The 15,754-nt window shown below is 62.5% G+C and carries 17 protein-coding genes and 2 tRNA genes; 12 read left to right on the forward strand and 7 right to left on the reverse strand.

The window, feature by feature from the left end:
• The first annotated feature begins 124 nt into the window (after positions 1 to 124).
• Entirely contained in the window at positions 125 to 871 is a 747-nt protein-coding gene (locus tag FJW05_RS24090; RefSeq protein ID WP_246673621.1) for a GGDEF domain-containing protein, read from the forward strand.
• Positions 872 to 1,094: 223 nt separating this feature from the next.
• On the opposite strand, the gene FJW05_RS24095 is transcribed toward FJW05_RS24090, so the two are convergent.
• Together FJW05_RS24095 and FJW05_RS24100 are read right to left on the reverse strand one after the other, a co-directional pair.
• Positions 1,095 to 2,252 (reverse strand): SH3 domain-containing protein, encoded by a 1,158-nt coding sequence (locus FJW05_RS24095; RefSeq protein ID WP_140636275.1) that lies wholly within the window; start codon positions 2,250 to 2,252, stop codon positions 1,095 to 1,097.
• A 180-nt stretch (positions 2,253 to 2,432) separates the two neighbouring features.
• A tRNA-Thr gene (locus tag FJW05_RS24100) sits at positions 2,433 to 2,507 on the reverse strand.
• A gap of 224 nt (positions 2,508 to 2,731) precedes the next feature.
• On the opposite strand from FJW05_RS24100, the gene FJW05_RS24105 reads away from it, so the two are divergent.
• The 10 genes from FJW05_RS24105 to FJW05_RS24150 all read left to right on the forward strand — a co-directional run bounded on the left by FJW05_RS24105 (position 2,732) and on the right by FJW05_RS24150 (position 8,972).
• A complete protein-coding gene (locus tag FJW05_RS24105) occupies positions 2,732 to 3,028 on the forward strand; it encodes a hypothetical protein (protein WP_140636277.1) in 297 nt (98 codons plus the stop codon).
• A 140-nt stretch (positions 3,029 to 3,168) separates the two neighbouring features.
• Positions 3,169 to 4,461 (forward strand): UDP-N-acetylglucosamine 1-carboxyvinyltransferase, encoded by a 1,293-nt coding sequence (gene murA / locus FJW05_RS24110; protein ID WP_140636279.1) that lies wholly within the window; start codon positions 3,169 to 3,171, stop codon positions 4,459 to 4,461.
• A 91-nt stretch (positions 4,462 to 4,552) separates the two neighbouring features.
• The gene (locus FJW05_RS24115; RefSeq protein WP_140542114.1) at positions 4,553 to 4,987 is read left to right on the forward strand and encodes a DUF2948 family protein; all 435 of its coding nucleotides are present in this window, start codon (positions 4,553 to 4,555) and stop codon (positions 4,985 to 4,987) included.
• Positions 4,988 to 4,993: 6 nt separating this feature from the next.
• Positions 4,994 to 6,286: a histidinol dehydrogenase gene (hisD, locus tag FJW05_RS24120; protein WP_140636281.1), complete on the forward strand. Its 1,293-nt coding sequence runs from the start codon at positions 4,994 to 4,996 to the stop codon at positions 6,284 to 6,286.
• A 2-nt stretch (positions 6,287 to 6,288) separates the two neighbouring features.
• On the forward strand, positions 6,289 to 6,774 hold the full coding sequence (locus tag FJW05_RS24125) for a UPF0262 family protein (protein ID WP_095765706.1): 486 nt from the start codon (positions 6,289 to 6,291) through the stop codon (positions 6,772 to 6,774).
• A gap of 100 nt (positions 6,775 to 6,874) precedes the next feature.
• On the forward strand, positions 6,875 to 7,324 hold the full coding sequence (locus tag FJW05_RS24130; protein ID WP_281405786.1) for a low molecular weight phosphatase family protein: 450 nt from the start codon (positions 6,875 to 6,877) through the stop codon (positions 7,322 to 7,324).
• Between the two features lie 198 nt (positions 7,325 to 7,522).
• Complete coding sequence (gene infA, locus FJW05_RS24135; protein WP_006200926.1) at positions 7,523 to 7,741, forward strand: translation initiation factor IF-1; 219 nt, start codon at positions 7,523 to 7,525, stop codon at positions 7,739 to 7,741.
• A 128-nt stretch (positions 7,742 to 7,869) separates the two neighbouring features.
• Positions 7,870 to 8,496, forward strand: a complete 627-nt coding sequence (locus FJW05_RS24140) for a Maf-like protein (protein ID WP_140636282.1) — start codon at positions 7,870 to 7,872, stop codon at positions 8,494 to 8,496.
• A gap of 13 nt (positions 8,497 to 8,509) precedes the next feature.
• A complete protein-coding gene (gene yacG, locus FJW05_RS24145) occupies positions 8,510 to 8,731 on the forward strand; it encodes a DNA gyrase inhibitor YacG (RefSeq protein ID WP_140636284.1) in 222 nt (73 codons plus the stop codon).
• Positions 8,732 to 8,896: 165 nt separating this feature from the next.
• A tRNA-Phe gene (locus tag FJW05_RS24150) sits at positions 8,897 to 8,972 on the forward strand.
• A 44-nt stretch (positions 8,973 to 9,016) separates the two neighbouring features.
• Here FJW05_RS24150 and FJW05_RS24155 read toward each other — a convergent pair.
• The 5 genes from FJW05_RS24155 to FJW05_RS24175 all read right to left on the reverse strand — a co-directional run bounded on the left by FJW05_RS24155 (position 9,017) and on the right by FJW05_RS24175 (position 13,995).
• Positions 9,017 to 10,216, reverse strand: a complete 1,200-nt coding sequence (locus FJW05_RS24155; RefSeq protein WP_140636286.1) for a mandelate racemase/muconate lactonizing enzyme family protein — start codon at positions 10,214 to 10,216, stop codon at positions 9,017 to 9,019.
• Between the two features lie 9 nt (positions 10,217 to 10,225).
• A complete protein-coding gene (locus FJW05_RS24160) occupies positions 10,226 to 10,552 on the reverse strand; it encodes an NIPSNAP family protein (protein ID WP_095486584.1) in 327 nt (108 codons plus the stop codon).
• A 102-nt stretch (positions 10,553 to 10,654) separates the two neighbouring features.
• Entirely contained in the window at positions 10,655 to 12,013 is a 1,359-nt protein-coding gene (locus tag FJW05_RS24165) for a mandelate racemase/muconate lactonizing enzyme family protein (protein ID WP_140636288.1), read from the reverse strand.
• A gap of 58 nt (positions 12,014 to 12,071) precedes the next feature.
• A complete protein-coding gene (locus FJW05_RS24170) occupies positions 12,072 to 13,238 on the reverse strand; it encodes a mandelate racemase/muconate lactonizing enzyme family protein (protein WP_140636290.1) in 1,167 nt (388 codons plus the stop codon).
• A 46-nt stretch (positions 13,239 to 13,284) separates the two neighbouring features.
• Complete coding sequence (locus FJW05_RS24175; RefSeq protein WP_140636360.1) at positions 13,285 to 13,995, reverse strand: GntR family transcriptional regulator; 711 nt, start codon at positions 13,993 to 13,995, stop codon at positions 13,285 to 13,287.
• Between the two features lie 220 nt (positions 13,996 to 14,215).
• On the opposite strand from FJW05_RS24175, the gene FJW05_RS24180 reads away from it, so the two are divergent.
• Positions 14,216 to 15,697, forward strand: a complete 1,482-nt coding sequence (locus tag FJW05_RS24180; RefSeq protein WP_140636292.1) for a sugar ABC transporter substrate-binding protein — start codon at positions 14,216 to 14,218, stop codon at positions 15,695 to 15,697.
• Positions 15,698 to 15,754: the final 57 nt, after the last annotated feature.

Consider the following 15,754-nt stretch of genomic DNA (forward strand, 5'->3'; position numbering starts at 1 on the left):
GGCCGCCGGTGTGCCGGACCTTGGCATGGAGAAGATGGCGACTTGCATAAAATTGTACGCTTCCCTGACACCGAAATCGTAACGGACCTCCTGTAAGCCGATGCATCGAACAGGAGATTGGCCCTTGACCACGAGAACACCGACCGCGCCGGTTCACACGTGGCAGCACCTTATCTGGCTGGCCGTGCCTGGCACCGCCGCCTGCGTCGCGCTTTCGCTCGGCTTGAACTACCTGCTGCTTTTCAGCGACAGCTTCACGCCATTCGGCCGCGGGGCCATTACGGCAATCATCGTGCCGATCGTCATCGGTCTGCCGTTGTTTGCCCTGCTCGGCTGGCAACAGGTGGAGATCCGCCGTTACCGGCAGGAACTCACGAGGTCCGGCACCTATGACCAGCTGACCGGCTGCCTGAACGGCAAGGTGTTCACCTCGATGGTCGACAGGAGGGCGCAGAGGCCGGTCGGCCCGCGCTCCGGCGCTTTTCTGGTCATCCACCCGGAACATCTGGCATCGATCAACCTGCGCTTCGGTCTCGAATGGGGCGACGAGGCCTTGCGGCTGATCGCATCGGCCATCCGATCCGCGGTGCGCAAGGACGATCTGATCGGCCGGATCGGAACCTCGATGTTCGGCGTCTTCCTGCCGGGCGCGAGCGAAGGGGACGCCAAGGACGTCGGCGAGCGCATTCGCGGCACGGTCGGCGAGATCTATTTCGCGCCGAAAGGCGACAAGGACGTGCTCGCGATCAAAGTCGGCGGCGTCATTTTCGAGCGCGAGCTGGATTTCGAGGACATGTTCCGCTTCGCGGAGGAAGGCATGGTCGAGAACCCGGACGAAGCCGGCCTGCGGTTGTCGCATGTCACCAACTGAGCCGGCGTGATCGCCCGACACGCCCACCAGGATGTTTCGGAAAGCTGGTGCTGCGAGAGGATTGAACTTCAGCTAATTCAATAAAAACAGCTGCTAATATTTTCTTCGGCAGCTTAGAACTCTGGCACCGCTTATCCAAACAGCCGAACTTGCCGCCGTTTCCCGAGTCCTTGATGCTCGGATTGTAGAACCTGTCCCTTGGACTCCGAGTGATTGGCGGTGCCTACTGGCAGCACACCTTGCGAACGTAGGTGTTACCGAAGGTAGGGTAGGCGTCATCGGGTATTGCACCCCGCGCCTTCATCTCACTGACCAAAGTGCTGGCCATCGGCTCGTCGTAGGTGTTGTCCAGGGTGATCGCGAACCACCCGTTGGTGGCAAGATAGGCGGAAAGGGGTATGGAGGAGGTTCGGACATAGGCCTCTGCCTCGGCGTAGTTGTCGAAGCTCTTGACCTGGATGTGGCGTCGTCCAAACGGGCCGCTATCGTATTGATCTACGTGAATCCAGGTGTCGTGCATGTAGCCGATCTGATTGCCTGCCTGGACTCGGTACCAGCGGCCGCTGCTACCCACGATCGCCACCTGGCTCCCATTCCTCAGCACTGCCACATTAGTTGACTTTCCCTCCGGTAATGCCTTGAGTGGCGCAGAGCCCTTCGGATGCCCTATCCGACCAGAATGAGCCTCAGGAATCGCCAGCGATGGATTGGCTGGAGGTGGCGGTGCGGAGATCGCGGTTGGCGATGCGGGCTGAGGGGACGGCGGCGCATTTGCAACTGTTGCTTGGCCCGCGCCAGCGGTGAAAGTGACGACCTTGTACTTCGCCATCTCGCTCATGGAGAGATAGCGGATGTCGTTGCTGTCGTATTGGAGCGAGAGCTGCAGCAGTGCCGGGTCCACACCCATTTCGATCATGTAGGTAATGACGTCGGCAGTGATTTGCTGGACGGCGGAGACTGCTTCCTGAGTGCTGAAGGGAACGTCGCCCTGAAACGATGACTTGTGGACGCCAATTGAGCCAGCCTCGGCAAAGCGTATCACGCCCCCCAGGAAGGCCAACGAGCAAGCGGACTCGCACTCAGAGGCTCTAAACTGCGCCGTCCCCAAGCCCAACCTTCGAATGAGCCGGCCCAGGTCCATAGCCTTCTGAATGTTGCCGCCTGGGGAATGAAATGTAACTGCCGTCGCGGCGCTGGAGCGCACCAGGGTCTCAAAGACCGACAGGTCATCTTGGTAGGCAAAATCCCCCGACACCAAAATGTAGTGGAGCCCGCCGTCAGTCTGCCGGGACTCGAACTGCAACCCGGCGCGAGCGGACGAAGCACCGGAAAATGCCGTCGCAAGACACAGCACAATCAGAATTGAGAAAACGCGAAACATGGCCCCGAGCACCACCCCGGACCGAAGTCTAGCGTTGGCGCGCCGAAGTTGTCGAATCCTTGTTGCGAAAATAATGAATTTCGGCGCGGACTTTGACGCTAGCCATGTTTTGAAATCGGCGCGAAAGACGGACGCAGACCTTTGGCTCTCAAGAGCTTCAGCAAATTCAACGGGATGGGCTGGTGCTGCGAGAGAGGATTGAACTCTCGACCTCTCCCTTACCAAGGGAGTGCTCTACCACTGAGCTACCGCAGCCTGCGATGGCGGCGCTTCTGCCATATCGAACCGGTAAGCGCAAGGCCAAGAAAAACCCAAAGCGTCGCATGTGATTCCCACCGGCAATTATGCGGGTTGCGGCGGCATGCGCGGCTGATCCACAGGATGAAACCCGGCCCTCGGCCCGCTTTCATGACATGGCCGCGCGAAAATGCTAGCCATTGCGGAATCGCGACCGGCTGACCGCCGGCCAGGAATGGACGATGGACGACAAGGCAAATCCACCGAAAAAAGGCGGCGGCGAGCGCAAGGACCGGCTGGCCGAGGCGCTGCGCGCCAATCTGCAGAAGCGCAAGATGCAGGCGCGTTCGCGACGGGTTGGCGACGCCGCCGACCAGAGCGCCCACGACGCTGACAAGCAGCGCGCCCGCGACGCTGACGAACAACGCGCCCGCGACGCTAACAAGCAGCGCGCCCGCGACGCTGACGAACAGCGCGCCGGCGATCCCGACGATCGGCCGGAAGGGTTGCCGGCTGCTGGAAAAATGCACAAGGACTGACCAAATCAGCCATACTGGCCGGCCACAGTCGGTCCGGTTTTGAGAAAAATCCTATTTCTTGAACCAAGCCGGCCAATAGTCTAAGCCGGGCACACTCAACCGATTGAAGCGGCCTGTTCGGGCCGAGGGGACGTTTTCTCATGGATCGCATCAGAATTGTCGGCGGCAATCAGCTTGCCGGCACCATTCCGATCTCGGGCGCCAAGAACGCGGCATTGCCGCTGATGATCGCCTCGCTGCTGACCGACGACACGCTGACGCTGGAAAACGTGCCGCATCTGGCCGATGTCGAGCAGCTGATCCGCATCCTCGGCAATCACGGCGTCGATTATTCCGTCAACGGCCGGCGCGAAAAGCAGCAGGAAGGCTATTCGCGCACCATCAATTTTTCGGCCCGCAACATCGTCGACACCACCGCGCCTTACGAGCTGGTGTCGAAGATGCGCGCTTCCTTCTGGGTGATCGGGCCGTTGCTTGCCCGCATGGGCGAGGCCAAGGTGTCGCTGCCCGGCGGCTGCGCCATCGGCACGCGCCCGGTCGACCTGTTCCTCGAGGGCCTGCAGGTTCTCGGCGCCGAGCTCGACGTCGACAATGGCTATGTCATGGCCAAGACCAGGAACGGCCGCCTGATCGGCAATCGCTACGTGTTCCCGAAGGTCTCGGTCGGCGCCACCCATGTGCTGATGATGGCGGCCTCGCTCGCCAAGGGCGAGACGGTGCTGGAGAACGCCGCCTGCGAGCCGGAAATCGTCAATCTCGCCGAATGCCTGATCGCCATGGGCGCCAAGATCCATGGCGCCGGCACCTCGACCATCACCATCCACGGCGTCGAGGTGCTGTCGGGGGCGCGCGTGCGCGTCATCCCCGACCGCATCGAGACCGGCACCTATGCCATGGCGGTGGCCATGACCGGCGGCGACGTGATGCTCGCCGGCGCCCGTCCAGACCTGTTGCAGACCGCGCTCGACGTGCTTGTCGAGACCGGCGCCGAGATCACGCCGACCAATGAGGGCATCCGCGTCAAGCGCAATGGCTCAGGCATTGCGCCGGTCGACGTGACCACCGCCCCCTTCCCCGCCTTCCCGACCGACCTGCAGGCGCAGTTCATGGGCCTGATGACGATGGCCAAGGGCAAGTCGCGCATCACCGAAACGATCTTCGAGAACCGCTTCATGCATGTGCAGGAGCTCGCACGGCTGGGCGCCCACATCACCCTTTCCGGCCAGACGGCGATCGTCGACGGCGTCGCCAGGCTGAAGGGCGCGCCCGTCATGGCGACCGACCTGCGCGCCTCGGTGTCGCTGGTCATCGCCGGCCTTGCCGCCGAAGGCGAAACCACGGTCAACCGTGTCTATCACCTCGACCGCGGCTTCGAGCGGCTGGAAGAGAAGCTCTCCGGCTGTGGCGCGGTGATCGAGCGCATTTCGGGCTGACGCTTGGCAGCATTCTTTCCCAGCGGTTGCGCCGAGCGGAAAGACCGCATAACAGAACGTTGAATTGTCAACGTTCAGGTGCGCATTCCGCATGGCAGCTCTCAAGCTCATCGCGCTCGACGACCAGGATCTGAGCATCGTCTCGGCGCATGTCCAGGACGCCGTGATGAAGGTCTCCGACCTCGAATATCTGCCGGCGGCCAAGCGCTTCGTGCTGACCATGAACCGCTTCGTCTGGGAAGCGAAATCCGGCTTGTTCCGCCAGCACAATGAACGGCGCCAGAGCGTCTTGCATTTCGATCGCGTGCTCGGCGCCAAGACCAGCGGCATTGCGCGCGGCAAACCGGCGGAGGTGCTGTCGCTGCTGGCGGTCAGCTTCATCGCCATCAGCAAGCCGGCCGGGATCGTCGAGCTGATCTTTTCGGGCGGCGGCACCATTATGCTCGACGTCGAATGCATCGAGGCCAGGCTTGCCGATATCGGCGGCTCCTGGGAAGCCACCTCGCGCCCCCTGCACAGAGGCTGAAGCGCGATGGCGATAACGCTCCGACAGCAGGACGCCGATTTCGAACAGCGTTTTTCGGCCTTTCTCACCACCAAGCGCGAGGTGTCGGCCGATGTCGAGGCCGTGGTGCGCGACATCATCGCCCGCGTGCGCGCCGAAGGCGACAAGGCGCTTGTCGATTACACGCTGAAGTTCGACAAAGCCGATCTCAACACGCTCGGCATCGCGGTGTCGAAGGACGACATCGCCAAGGCCTATGAAGCGGCCGATCCGGCGACCGTCGAGGCGCTCAAATTCGCGCGCGACCGCATCCGCTCGCATCACGAGCGGCAGAAGCCGAAGGACGATCGCTATACGGATGCCGCCGGCGTCGAGCTCGGCTCGCGCTGGACGGCGATCGAAGCCGTCGGCCTTTACGTGCCGGGCGGCACGGCGAGCTATCCAAGCTCGGTGCTGATGAACGCCGTGCCGGCCAGGGTCGCCGGCGTCGAGCGCATCGTCATCGTCGTGCCGGCCTCGGGCGGCGTCATCAATCCGCTGGTGCTGGTGGCGGCCGACCTTGCCGGCGTTTCGGAGATCTACCGCGTCGGCGGCGCGCAGGCCGTTGCAGCGCTCGCCTATGGCACCGAGACGATCAGGCCGGTCGCCAAGATCGTCGGTCCAGGCAATGCCTATGTCGCGGCGGCGAAGCGCCAGGTGTTCGGCACGGTCGGCATCGACATGATCGCCGGGCCGTCGGAAGTGCTGGTGGTGGCTGACGCCGACAACGATCCGGACTGGATCGCGGCCGACCTTTTGGCGCAGGCCGAGCATGATGTTTCGGCGCAATCGATCCTGATCACCGACGATCCGGAATTCGGCAAGGCGGTCGAGCAGGCGGTCGAGCGCCAGCTCAAGGTGCTGCCGCGCGGCGAGACGGCCGGGGCCAGCTGGCGCGATTTCGGCGCGGTGATCCTGGTGCCGACGCTCGAGGCCTCGCTGCCCCTGGTCGACAGGATCGCGGCCGAGCATGTCGAGCTCGCCTTCGACGACGCCGAGGCATTCCTTTCCAGGATGCGCAACGCGGGCGCCGTGTTTATCGGCCGCCATACGCCGGAGGTCATTGGCGATTATGTCGGCGGCTCCAACCACGTCTTGCCGACGGCGCGGTCGGCGCGTTTCTCGTCGGGTCTGTCCGTGCTCGATTTCGTCAAGCGCAGCTCGATCCTGAAGCTCGGCCCGGAGCAGCTCAAGGCGCTGGCGCCCGCCGCGATCGCGCTCGCCAAGGCCGAAGGGCTCGATGCCCATGCCCGCTCCGTCGCGATCAGGTTGAACATGTAACGATGTCCGGCCGCGACCAGACCCGCGACAGGCTGATCGACGTCGAGCTCGACGAATCGATCGGGCGTTCGACGCCCGACGTAGAGCACGAGCGGGCCGTGGCGATCTTCGACCTCATCGAGGAGAACCGTTTTCGGCCGGTCAATGATGACGGCGCGGGTCCTTACAAGCTTAAGCTTTCACTGGCCGAGTCCCGCCTGGTCTTCGGCGTCAGCCGCGAGAACGGCGCCGAGGTGGTCACCCACATCCTGTCGCTGACGCCGCTGAGGCGCATCGTCAAGGACTACTACCTGATCTGCGAAAGCTACTACGAAGCCATCCGCTCCTCGACGCCGAGCCATATCGAGGCGATCGACATGGGCCGGCGCGGCCTGCACAATGAGGGCTCGCAGACCCTGATGGACCGGCTAGCCGGCAAGATCGAGATCGACTTCGACACGGCGCGCCGGCTGTTCACGCTGGTCTGCGTGCTGCACTGGCGGGGCTAGATCAGGATCATGTTTCGTTGAAATACCATCCTGATCCAGTTCTTTGTTGGAGCATGATCTTTTCCAAAAACCGGTTCCCACTTTTTGGGATCATGCTCTAGTGGCCGCGCTGCCGCATTCAATCCTGTTTTTGTGCGGCATGAACGCCGTGCGCTCGCCGATCGCGGAACAAATGGCGCGCCGCATGCTTCCCGCCACCACCTTCGTCGCTTCGGCCGGCGTGCGCGCCGGCGAGCGCGACCCGTTCGTCGATGCAGTGCTCGCCGAAGAAGGCCTGTCGCTTGGCGAGCGCCAACCCAGGACGCTGGCGGATATGGAGGACGATTATTTCGACCTGATCATAACGCTGGCGCCGGAGGCGCATCATGCGGCGCTCGAGCTCACCCGTTCGCTCGCCGTCGAGGTCGAATACTGGCCGATGCCCGACCCGACCGACACAGGCGGCACGCGGGAGCACATCATGGCCGCCTATCGCGATGTGCGCGAGCGGCTGAAAGCCCGCATAAGCCGACGTTTTCTGCTTCCTGCGGCAAAAAACGCGGCCGATTAAGCATGTTCACAAGCGGGCGATTATCATATAGGTTCCGCCGCAAATTCCGGCCGGAGTCGGATGATTTCCGGTCGGTTCGGCCGGAAATCATCCGACTCCGGATCAAAGAACTAGAGCACGATGTCGCCCGAAAACCGCTTGACACTTTTCGGCATCATGCTCTAGCCGCCGGAACCGCCATCCAAGCAAAGGTATCGAATGCCGAAGGAAGAAGTCCTCGAGTTTCCAGGTGTGGTCACCGAACTGCTGCCCAATGCGATGTTCCGGGTGAAGCTCGAAAACGAACACGAAATCATCGCCCACACGGCCGGCCGCATGCGCAAGAACCGCATTCGCGTGCTGACCGGCGACAAGGTCCTGGTCGAGATGACGCCCTATGACCTGACCAAGGGCCGCATCACCTACCGTTTCAAGTAACAGTCCGGCGCGAACCCAGAGCCGGATGATTTCAGGTCTGTTCGACCTGAAATCATCCGGCTCCAAACCAGGGAGTGGAGCATGATGTCGTCCGAAAACCGCTTCACACTTTTCGGCATCATGCTCCCATGAGCATTCTGCAGAAGCTGGTGCTTGCGTCTGGTTCGCCGCGCCGCATCGAACTCTTGCAGCAGGCCGGCATCGAGCCGGACCGGGTGCTGCCCGCCGATGTCGACGAGACGCCGCTGCGCGCCGAGCATCCGCGCTCGCTGGCCAAGCGCCTTTCCAAGGACAAGGCCGAGAAGGCGCTGGCCTCGCTGAAGAGCGAGGAGGACTATGCGCCTGCTTTCATCCTCGCCGCCGACACGGTGGTGGCGGTCGGACGGCGCATCCTGCCCAAGGCCGAGACGATCGACGACGCCGTCAATTGCCTCGGCCTGCTTTCCGGCCGCTCGCACCGGGTCTATTCCGGCATCTGCCTGATCACGCCCGGCGGCAAGCTGCGCCAGCGGCTGGTGGAGACAAGGGTGCGCTTCAAGCGGCTGCCGCGCGAGGAGATCGACGCCTATGTCGCGTCGGGCGAGTGGCGGGGCAAGGCCGGCGGCTATGCGGTGCAGGGCCTGGCCGGCTCGTTCGTCGTCAAGCTGGTCGGCTCCTACACCAATGTGGTCGGCCTGCCGCTCTACGAGAGCGTGGCGCTGCTTTCCGGCGAAGGCTTCAAGGCGCACCAGCACTGGCACGCCGCGCGCTCATGAGCATAGTCTGCACATGAGCTCGGGCGACAAGGTAACGCCGCTGAGGCCGAAACGGCCCTGCCCCGAATGCGGCAAGCCGTCGGCGCGCGAGCATTATCCGTTCTGCTCGGCGCGCTGCAAGGACATCGACCTCAACCGCTGGCTGAAGGGCGCCTATATCATCCCCGGCCGCGACGGCGAAGAGGAAGAAGACGACAGCCCGAAGCCGGGCCCGACGCCCAAGGACGAGCCGTGAGCGCAGCCGGCGACCGGTCGTTTTCCAGCGATTTTTCTTTCCTGACGAAATCAACACCTAGGCGCTGGACAGGCAAGATTCCCGTGCTATAACCCACGCGCTTTCAAGGGGCGCCGCCTGGCGCCTTCGTGAAACCCGGCGGGCGCATCCCGTTAGCCGGCACAGGCCCAGATAGCTCAGTTGGTAGAGCAGCGGACTGAAAATCCGCGTGTCGGTGGTTCGAATCCGCCTCTGGGCACCATCCCCTCATTCTCCCGATATTCCCCTTCGCCGAAGCCTCTACGCTCAGTCGAAGAAACCCGCATCCTCTTCCCTGAGATATTTCCTGGCCGCCTCGGCATCGATATCGAGTCCCAGTCCCGGCGCTTCCAGCAGGTCCACCATGCTGTCCTTCACGATCTGCGGCGGCAGGCCGATGACGATGTCTTCCCACCAGGGATCGGACGCGCTCGGATATTCGAAGGCAATGTAGTTAGCGGGCAAGGTGGCGCAGACATTGATCAGCGCGCCGAGGCCGAGCAGGCCGTTGGCGGTGCCGTGCGGCGCCATCAGGATGGAATGCATGTAGGCGTGCTCCGCCACCCATTTGAGCTCGGCGATACCGCCTATATCGGCCGGATCCGGGCCGATGACGCGCACCGCCTGCGTCTCGATCAGCTCCTTGAAATTGTGCCGCAGGTAGATCTGCTCGCCGGTATGGATCGGCGTCGAGGTGGAGGTGGTCAGCTCCCGATAGGCCTGCGGATTGACCCACGGCACATAGTCGCCGGTCAGCATGTCCTCGAGCCACATCAAATTGTACTTCTCGACCGCGCGGGCGAACCTGATGGCATCGGGCAGCATCCAGCCCGGGCCGCAGTCGAGCGCCAGGCTGACCTTGTCGCCCAGCGCCTCCTTCATCGCGATCACGCAGTCGAGCATATGGTTGAAGCCGCGCTCGCTGATAACCCCCTGATCCATGGCGCCGTGATAGCCGGCCTTCTTCTGCGTCACGCCGTAGTGAAAGCCCTCGACGCTGTCCTTCATATTGGAGTGGAACGAGATGCCCTGCTTGACCATGAAGAAGTTCTGCGGCTGCTCCATCATCCATTTGACGTCGGCGGCGTAGTTCTCCGGTCGGTCGCCGGTGCGCTTGCGGCGGATCGAGCCGTTATAGACGCGCACCTTGTCGCGCACCTTGCCGCCAAGCAGCTTATAGACCGGCACGCCCGCGGCCTTGCCGGCAATGTCCCACAGCGCATGCTCGATCGCGCTTACCGCCGCCCCGTAGGGCTTGAACGAGCCGCGCTGGCGGATCTTCAGCATCACCCGCTCGACGTCGGTCGGATCCTCGCCGATCAGCGCCTCGCGGAAATGCAGAACAAAGGGCTTGAGGTAGGTCTTGGTGAACTCGACTTCGCCAAGGCCGTAAAGACCTTCGTCGGTCACGATGCGCACGATGGGGTGCTGGCCGATGACGGCGCAGCGCAGGTCGGTGATCTTCATGGCGCAGTCCTATTTCACAGACGAGAAAGCTGTCGGCGTGAGCAGTTGGCTGCTGATATTGGCAATGATCTGCCCGTCGCGCTCAGACTCGTCCCGGGCCCTGTGCCATGCCGGATCGGTGACGAAAGCCGCCCATTTCGCCTCACGCTCGGCCAGCGATTCCCAGGCGAGGAAATAGGTGAGGCGATTGCTGTTTTCGCCGATCGCCGTGGTGAAAAACCCGGCTTGGCGGATGCCATGCCTCTCCCAGATGGCCAGCGTTTGGTCGGAAAAGCGCTTGAGCAAAGCCGGCAGCCTGCCCGGCAGGCAGTCATAGATCCGCAGTTCGTAGATCATGGTTTCGTCCGTTTCCTTCTTCACCTCTCCCTTGCGAGAGGTCGACACGAATGGTCGGTCGTTGGCCCTGTGAACCGGGGGGAATGAGGGCGGGCGGCCTGGCTAACTCCAGGTCCGGTCCCAGCTATATTCATTGTCCCAATGCTCGGTGGATTGCCATATCCCCGTGACACCGGGCTGCAGATGCTGCGCGATCACCTCGTCGACGACGTCGTCGATCCCCAGGCCCGGTCTGTCCGGAACCGTGATGAAGCCGTCCTTCACCAGCGGTTTGGGCAGGCCGGTGACGATATCGTCCCACCAGTCGACATCGGCGGAATGATATTCGAGCGCCAAGAAGTTCTCGGTCGCGGCCGCGACATGTGCAGCGGCCATCGCAGCGATCGGGCTTTCGGCCATGTGGATGGCCATGGCGACGCCGTGGTCCTGCGCCATGTCGCCGATCTTCTTGGTCTCGAGGATGCCGCCGCTGGTGAGCAGGTCCGGATGGACGACGGAGAGACCGCCGCTCGCGAGCAGAGGCTCGAAACCTTCCTTCAGGTAGATGTCCTCGCCGGTGCAGATCGGCACCGAGGTCGCTTGCTGCAGCTGCCGGTATTGCTCGGTGTACTGCCAGGGGATCACGTCCTCCAGCCAGGCAGGGACGTATTTCTCGATGCGGCGCGACAGGCGTATGCCGTCCTGCAATGAGATGTGGCCGACATGGTCGATGGCCAAAGGGATCTCGTAGCCGATGACCTCGCGAACCTCGTGGATGTACCGCTCGAGAAGGTCGATGCCCTTCTCGGTGAAATGCAGACCTGTGAACGGGTGCTGCACGTTCTGCGCGTCATAGGCAAGGTTGCGAGCCTTCCGCTCCTCGAGCGTGCCGCCGCGGCCGCGCGGATTGGCGTGAAACCCTTCGAGCGCGCCGGCGGGCGATGTCACAGCGCCCGGAATATGGGCGATCTGCATCAAGCCGAGATCCATCTTGAGGAAGGTGAAGCCGCGATCCATGCGCGCCTTGAGGCGCTTGCCGGTTTCGGCACCGCTCGGCTTCTCCGCGTCGGTATCGCAATAGACGCGCACCTGATCGCGAAATTTGCCGCCCAGCATCTGGTAGATCGGCACGCCATAGGCCTTGCCGGCGAGATCCCATAGCGCGATCTCGACCGCCGACACGCCGCCGCCTTGCCGCCCGTGGCCGCCGAACTGTTTGATGCGGCGGAACAGGCGGTCGACATCGCAGGGATTCTCGCCGAGCAGCCGGCTCTTCAACATCAGCGCATAAGTGGCGCTGGCGCCATCGCGCACCTCGCCAAGCCCGACGATGCCCTGGTTGGTATAGATCTTGAGCAGCGCCGAAGTGAACGGCGCACCGACGATCTCGGCCACCCGCATATCGGTGATGCGGAGTTCGGACGGCTTGGAATTCGTGTTCACCCAATTGAGGGCCTCGTCGGCTGCACCCGTCTTTGGCATGACTTATCCTCGTTCTCGTCGCTGGTTATGCCCCTCGCCTGGCCCGCGCAGGTCGTTGCTAGCCCAACTCGATCTCGTGGGCCTGCAGGTAGTCGCGATTCATATCGACACCGAGACCCGGCTTCGACGTCAGCCTGAGGTTGCCGTTCGAAACGTCGAGCGGTCTGTCGATGAGGTGATCGTATTTGGAGAGGTCCCACTCCGAGGTTTCGAGCTTGTAGAAGTTGGGAACCGTCATCATCACCTGCGCCCCCGCGACCACGTTGATCGGTCCGGCGGCGTCATGGGGCGAGACCGGCACGTAATAGGCTTCGCACAGGGCGGAAATCTTCTTGAGCTCGGTAATGCCGCCGGTCCAGGTGACGTCCGGCATGATGTAGTCGGCGAGCTTACCCTCGAGCACCGGCACGAAATCCCACTTCGTATGGCCGCGCTCGCCCCACGAGATGGCGGCGCTGACCTTGTCGCGCACCTGTTTGAGAGCATTGAGGCTCTCGGGCGGACAGGGCTCCTCGAACCAATCGATCTGGCCCGCTTCTTCGAGGCTGCGGCAGAGGCGAATGGCGGTTGGAACATCGAAGCGCCCATGCGCATCGATCAGGATGTCGACATCGGGGCCCGCCGTTTCGCGGATCAGGGCCGTCAGTTCGGCGGCCTCGCGCTCGTCCTTGCGGGTCATGCCGCCATCGAGGTAGCCGTCACGGCTTTCGCGGGCCAGACCATCGAAACTGGGGCCTTGATGGGGAAAAGGGTCGAACTTGAGCCCGGTGTGCCCGGACTCGACAATGTCGCGAATTTCGCGGATCACGGTTTCCTTGCTGGTGAATTTGGCCTGGTTGGGATGAGTGTAAAGCGCGACTTCATCGCGTACCGGTCCGCCCAGCAGCTCGTAGATCGGCTTGCCGAGGACTTTGCCGCGGATGTCCCAAAGGGCGATGTCGATGGCGCTGACGCATTCGACGGCGGCGCCGCGGCTGCCCATATAGGTGAAGCTGCGGAAAATCTTGTGCCACAGATGCTCGATGCGCGACGGATCCTCGCCTGCCACGGCTATCCCGATCTGGCGCAGGATCGTGCAGAGAGCGCGGTTGGCGAGCTTTGTCGTCGTGGTGATCTCCCCCCAGCCGCTCACCCCCTCGTCGGTCGTCACTTCGACGAACAGATACTCGCCCCAATAGGACGCGTCGGACTTGATCAGCCATGGCCGAATGCTGGTGATTTTCATCTCAACTACCCTTTTTTGAAGTGGCCAGGATGATGTTGCCGATCGGCTATCCGGCTCGAGCCGCAATGCGCGCGCGCATGTGTTCGAGCACATGTCGGCCGGAACCCTCGACATGGCGGGAGATGAGCTCGGCTGCCTTGTCGGCTTCTCCGGCCTTTACATGCGCGATGAGTTCGCGGTGCTCGCGGATGATCGCGGCGCGTCTGGCAAGCGTGAAATTGAACCGCCGGCTGACCGCCCTCAGCACCTCGCGGTGCTTCCACCAGAGCTCGGCCGCATGGCGGTTATAATGCCGCTGGTACATCACGGTGTGGAAGGCGGTATCGAGTTCGCTGTGCCTGAACGTGTCGGCAAAATTGTTCTCCTCGATCAGGTCCTGGAGACGTTCGAGCTCGGCGATATCCTCGTCGGTGGCCATGTTCACGAACCATCGCGTCAGGGCGGGTTCGATCAGGACGCCGATCTCGTAGATATCCCGGACAAAGTCCTGATCTATGGGTCGCACGCGCGCCCCGCGATTGGGGCTGAAGATGACAAAGCCCTCTCCGCGCAACAATTGCAGGGCCTCGCGCACCGGGTTGGTCGAGGTGCCGTGACGCCGGGCGAGATCGGCGACCACAAGCCGTTCGTTGGCGGCTAGCCGTCCCTCGATGATGTCATCCCTAATCAGTTCATAAAGCGAGGCGCCCTCGCTGGAAGCCCCGATGGGGTCAATTCCCGCAGGTGGCACCGCTTTGAAATCGCTTGTCTCGGCCAAGGCCCATCTCCCCCCAAGTGAATACACCCTGCGCCCTATATCACGCTCTGTTTCGATAAAACAATGTACGATTCTTCGCGTTGACAGATAATCTGTGATCTGAAAACGTACAAAGTCGTCGAAGGGATACATTAGAACCGGCAAATATCCCGCGATCGAACGAGCAACGACCGCTTGCCTCGACGCAGAGCGGCACGGGAGAGAAACCTGGAGGATACCTATGACGAGGATTACGCTCGGCGGTGCCGTCCTGCGCGGCACTGTCTCCACTGCGTTAATGGCATCGTTGATGGCCGCGCCGGCGCTGGGCGCGCCGCCGGTCAACCTGAGCAAGTGGTCGCCGGAATATGTGCGCTCCATTGCGGGCACGCAGGATTTTGACACTGCGGGCGATTGCGCCAAGGTCACCCCGCTCGACTACAAGGGACGACTGACCTTCTGGTATCAGGGCGTGTTCGAGGGCGACCCGGACCTTTTGCGCCAATACTACAAGGATTTCTTCGCAACCTTCCGCAAGACCTATCCGAACATCCAGCTCGAGGAACAAGCCCTCACCTACAACGACCTTCTCGACAAGTTCCGCACGGCGCTGCTCGGCAACGCAGCGCCAATGGCGGTCCGCCTGCAAATCCTGGGCGGCACCGAGTTCGCCTCGAAGGGCTATCTGCAGCCGCTCAAGCCTGAGGATGTGGGGTATTCGACCGAGGACTTCTGGCCCGGCGCCATGAAGGCCGTCACCTGGGACGGCGTGACCTACGGCATTCCGACCAACAACGAGACGATGGCGTTCATCTGGAACGCCGACATCTTCAAGCGCGCGGGCCTCGATCCGAACAAGCCCCCGGCAACCTGGGACGATGTCGTCAAATATTCCAAGCAGATCCACGACAAGCTCGGCATTGCCGGCTACGGCCTGGTGGCGCGCAAGAATGCCGGCAACACGCCTTACCGCTTCATGCCGCAGTTGTGGGCCTATGGCGGCGGCGTCTTCGACGAGGCCACCGCCAACCCCACCTACAAGCAGATCGAGCTCGACAGCCCGCAGAGCAAGGCGGCGCTGCAAGCCTCCTACGACATGTATGTTCGCGACAAATCGGTTCCGGTCTCGGCGCTCACCAACCAGCAGGCCGACAACCAGCCCCTGTTTCTCGCTGGCCAGCTCGGCATGATGATCTCGCATCCGTCCGACTACAACGTCATGCTCGACCTGCAGAAGAAGGCGACGGGCACCGACAAGGACAAGGCACAGACCGTCATCGACAACATGCGCTACGGCCTGATTCCGACCGGCCCCGACGGCAAGCGCGCCGTCGTGTTCGGCGGCTCGAACATCCACATCCTGAAGCCCGAATATGTCGAGGGGGGCAAGGTGGACGAGCCGGCCGCAAAGGCCATCATCTGCATGTGGACGAGCCCGGAATGGTCGCTGAAGATGGCCTATGCCGGATCAAACCCAGGCAACCTCAACGGCTTCAAGACAAAATGGATGAAGGAACGTCTGGACAACATCAAGTTCCTCGACGTCACGACCTCGATGCTGCCATACGGCATCCCGTTCCCGGCGCTGCCGCAGTCGCCCGAAATCATGAACATCATCGTCCCGGACATGCTGCAGAATGCCCTGACCGGAGCGATGACCGTCGACCAGGCGGCGGACGACGCGGCCAAGAAGGTGAAAGACCTGATGGGAGGCGGGCTCTAATGCGGGCCTGACCGACGATCCGATCGGCTGCGCCGCGAGCGCAGCCGATACTTCCCC

This window comes from Mesorhizobium sp. B2-9-1, assembly GCF_006439455.1.
Taxonomy (GTDB): domain Bacteria; phylum Pseudomonadota; class Alphaproteobacteria; order Rhizobiales; family Rhizobiaceae; genus Mesorhizobium.

What these genes read in the sequence shown, in the direction of transcription:
- FJW05_RS24115 (WP_140542114.1), top strand. Translation starts at nt 4,553, where the DNA reads ATGGCAGCTCTCAAGCTCATCGCGCTCGACGACCAGGATCTGAGCATC.
- yacG (WP_140636284.1), top strand. Translation starts at nt 8,510, where the DNA reads ATGAGCTCGGGCGACAAGGTAACGCCGCTGAGGCCGAAACGGCCCTGC.
- FJW05_RS24155 (WP_140636286.1), bottom strand. Translation starts at nt 10,216, where the DNA reads ATGAAGATCACCGACCTGCGCTGCGCCGTCATCGGCCAGCACCCCATC.
- FJW05_RS24180 (WP_140636292.1), top strand. Translation starts at nt 14,216, where the DNA reads ATGACGAGGATTACGCTCGGCGGTGCCGTCCTGCGCGGCACTGTCTCC.
- FJW05_RS24140 (WP_140636282.1), top strand. Translation starts at nt 7,870, where the DNA reads ATGAGCATTCTGCAGAAGCTGGTGCTTGCGTCTGGTTCGCCGCGCCGC.
- FJW05_RS24125 (WP_095765706.1), top strand. Translation starts at nt 6,289, where the DNA reads ATGTCCGGCCGCGACCAGACCCGCGACAGGCTGATCGACGTCGAGCTC.
- infA (WP_006200926.1), top strand. Translation starts at nt 7,523, where the DNA reads ATGCCGAAGGAAGAAGTCCTCGAGTTTCCAGGTGTGGTCACCGAACTG.
- FJW05_RS24165 (WP_140636288.1), bottom strand. Translation starts at nt 12,013, where the DNA reads ATGCCAAAGACGGGTGCAGCCGACGAGGCCCTCAATTGGGTGAACACG.
- murA (WP_140636279.1), top strand. Translation starts at nt 3,169, where the DNA reads ATGGATCGCATCAGAATTGTCGGCGGCAATCAGCTTGCCGGCACCATT.
- FJW05_RS24170 (WP_140636290.1), bottom strand. Translation starts at nt 13,238, where the DNA reads ATGAAAATCACCAGCATTCGGCCATGGCTGATCAAGTCCGACGCGTCC.
- FJW05_RS24105 (WP_140636277.1), top strand. Translation starts at nt 2,732, where the DNA reads ATGGACGACAAGGCAAATCCACCGAAAAAAGGCGGCGGCGAGCGCAAG.
- hisD (WP_140636281.1), top strand. Translation starts at nt 4,994, where the DNA reads ATGGCGATAACGCTCCGACAGCAGGACGCCGATTTCGAACAGCGTTTT.
- FJW05_RS24095 (WP_140636275.1), bottom strand. Translation starts at nt 2,252, where the DNA reads ATGTTTCGCGTTTTCTCAATTCTGATTGTGCTGTGTCTTGCGACGGCA.
- FJW05_RS24160 (WP_095486584.1), bottom strand. Translation starts at nt 10,552, where the DNA reads ATGATCTACGAACTGCGGATCTATGACTGCCTGCCGGGCAGGCTGCCG.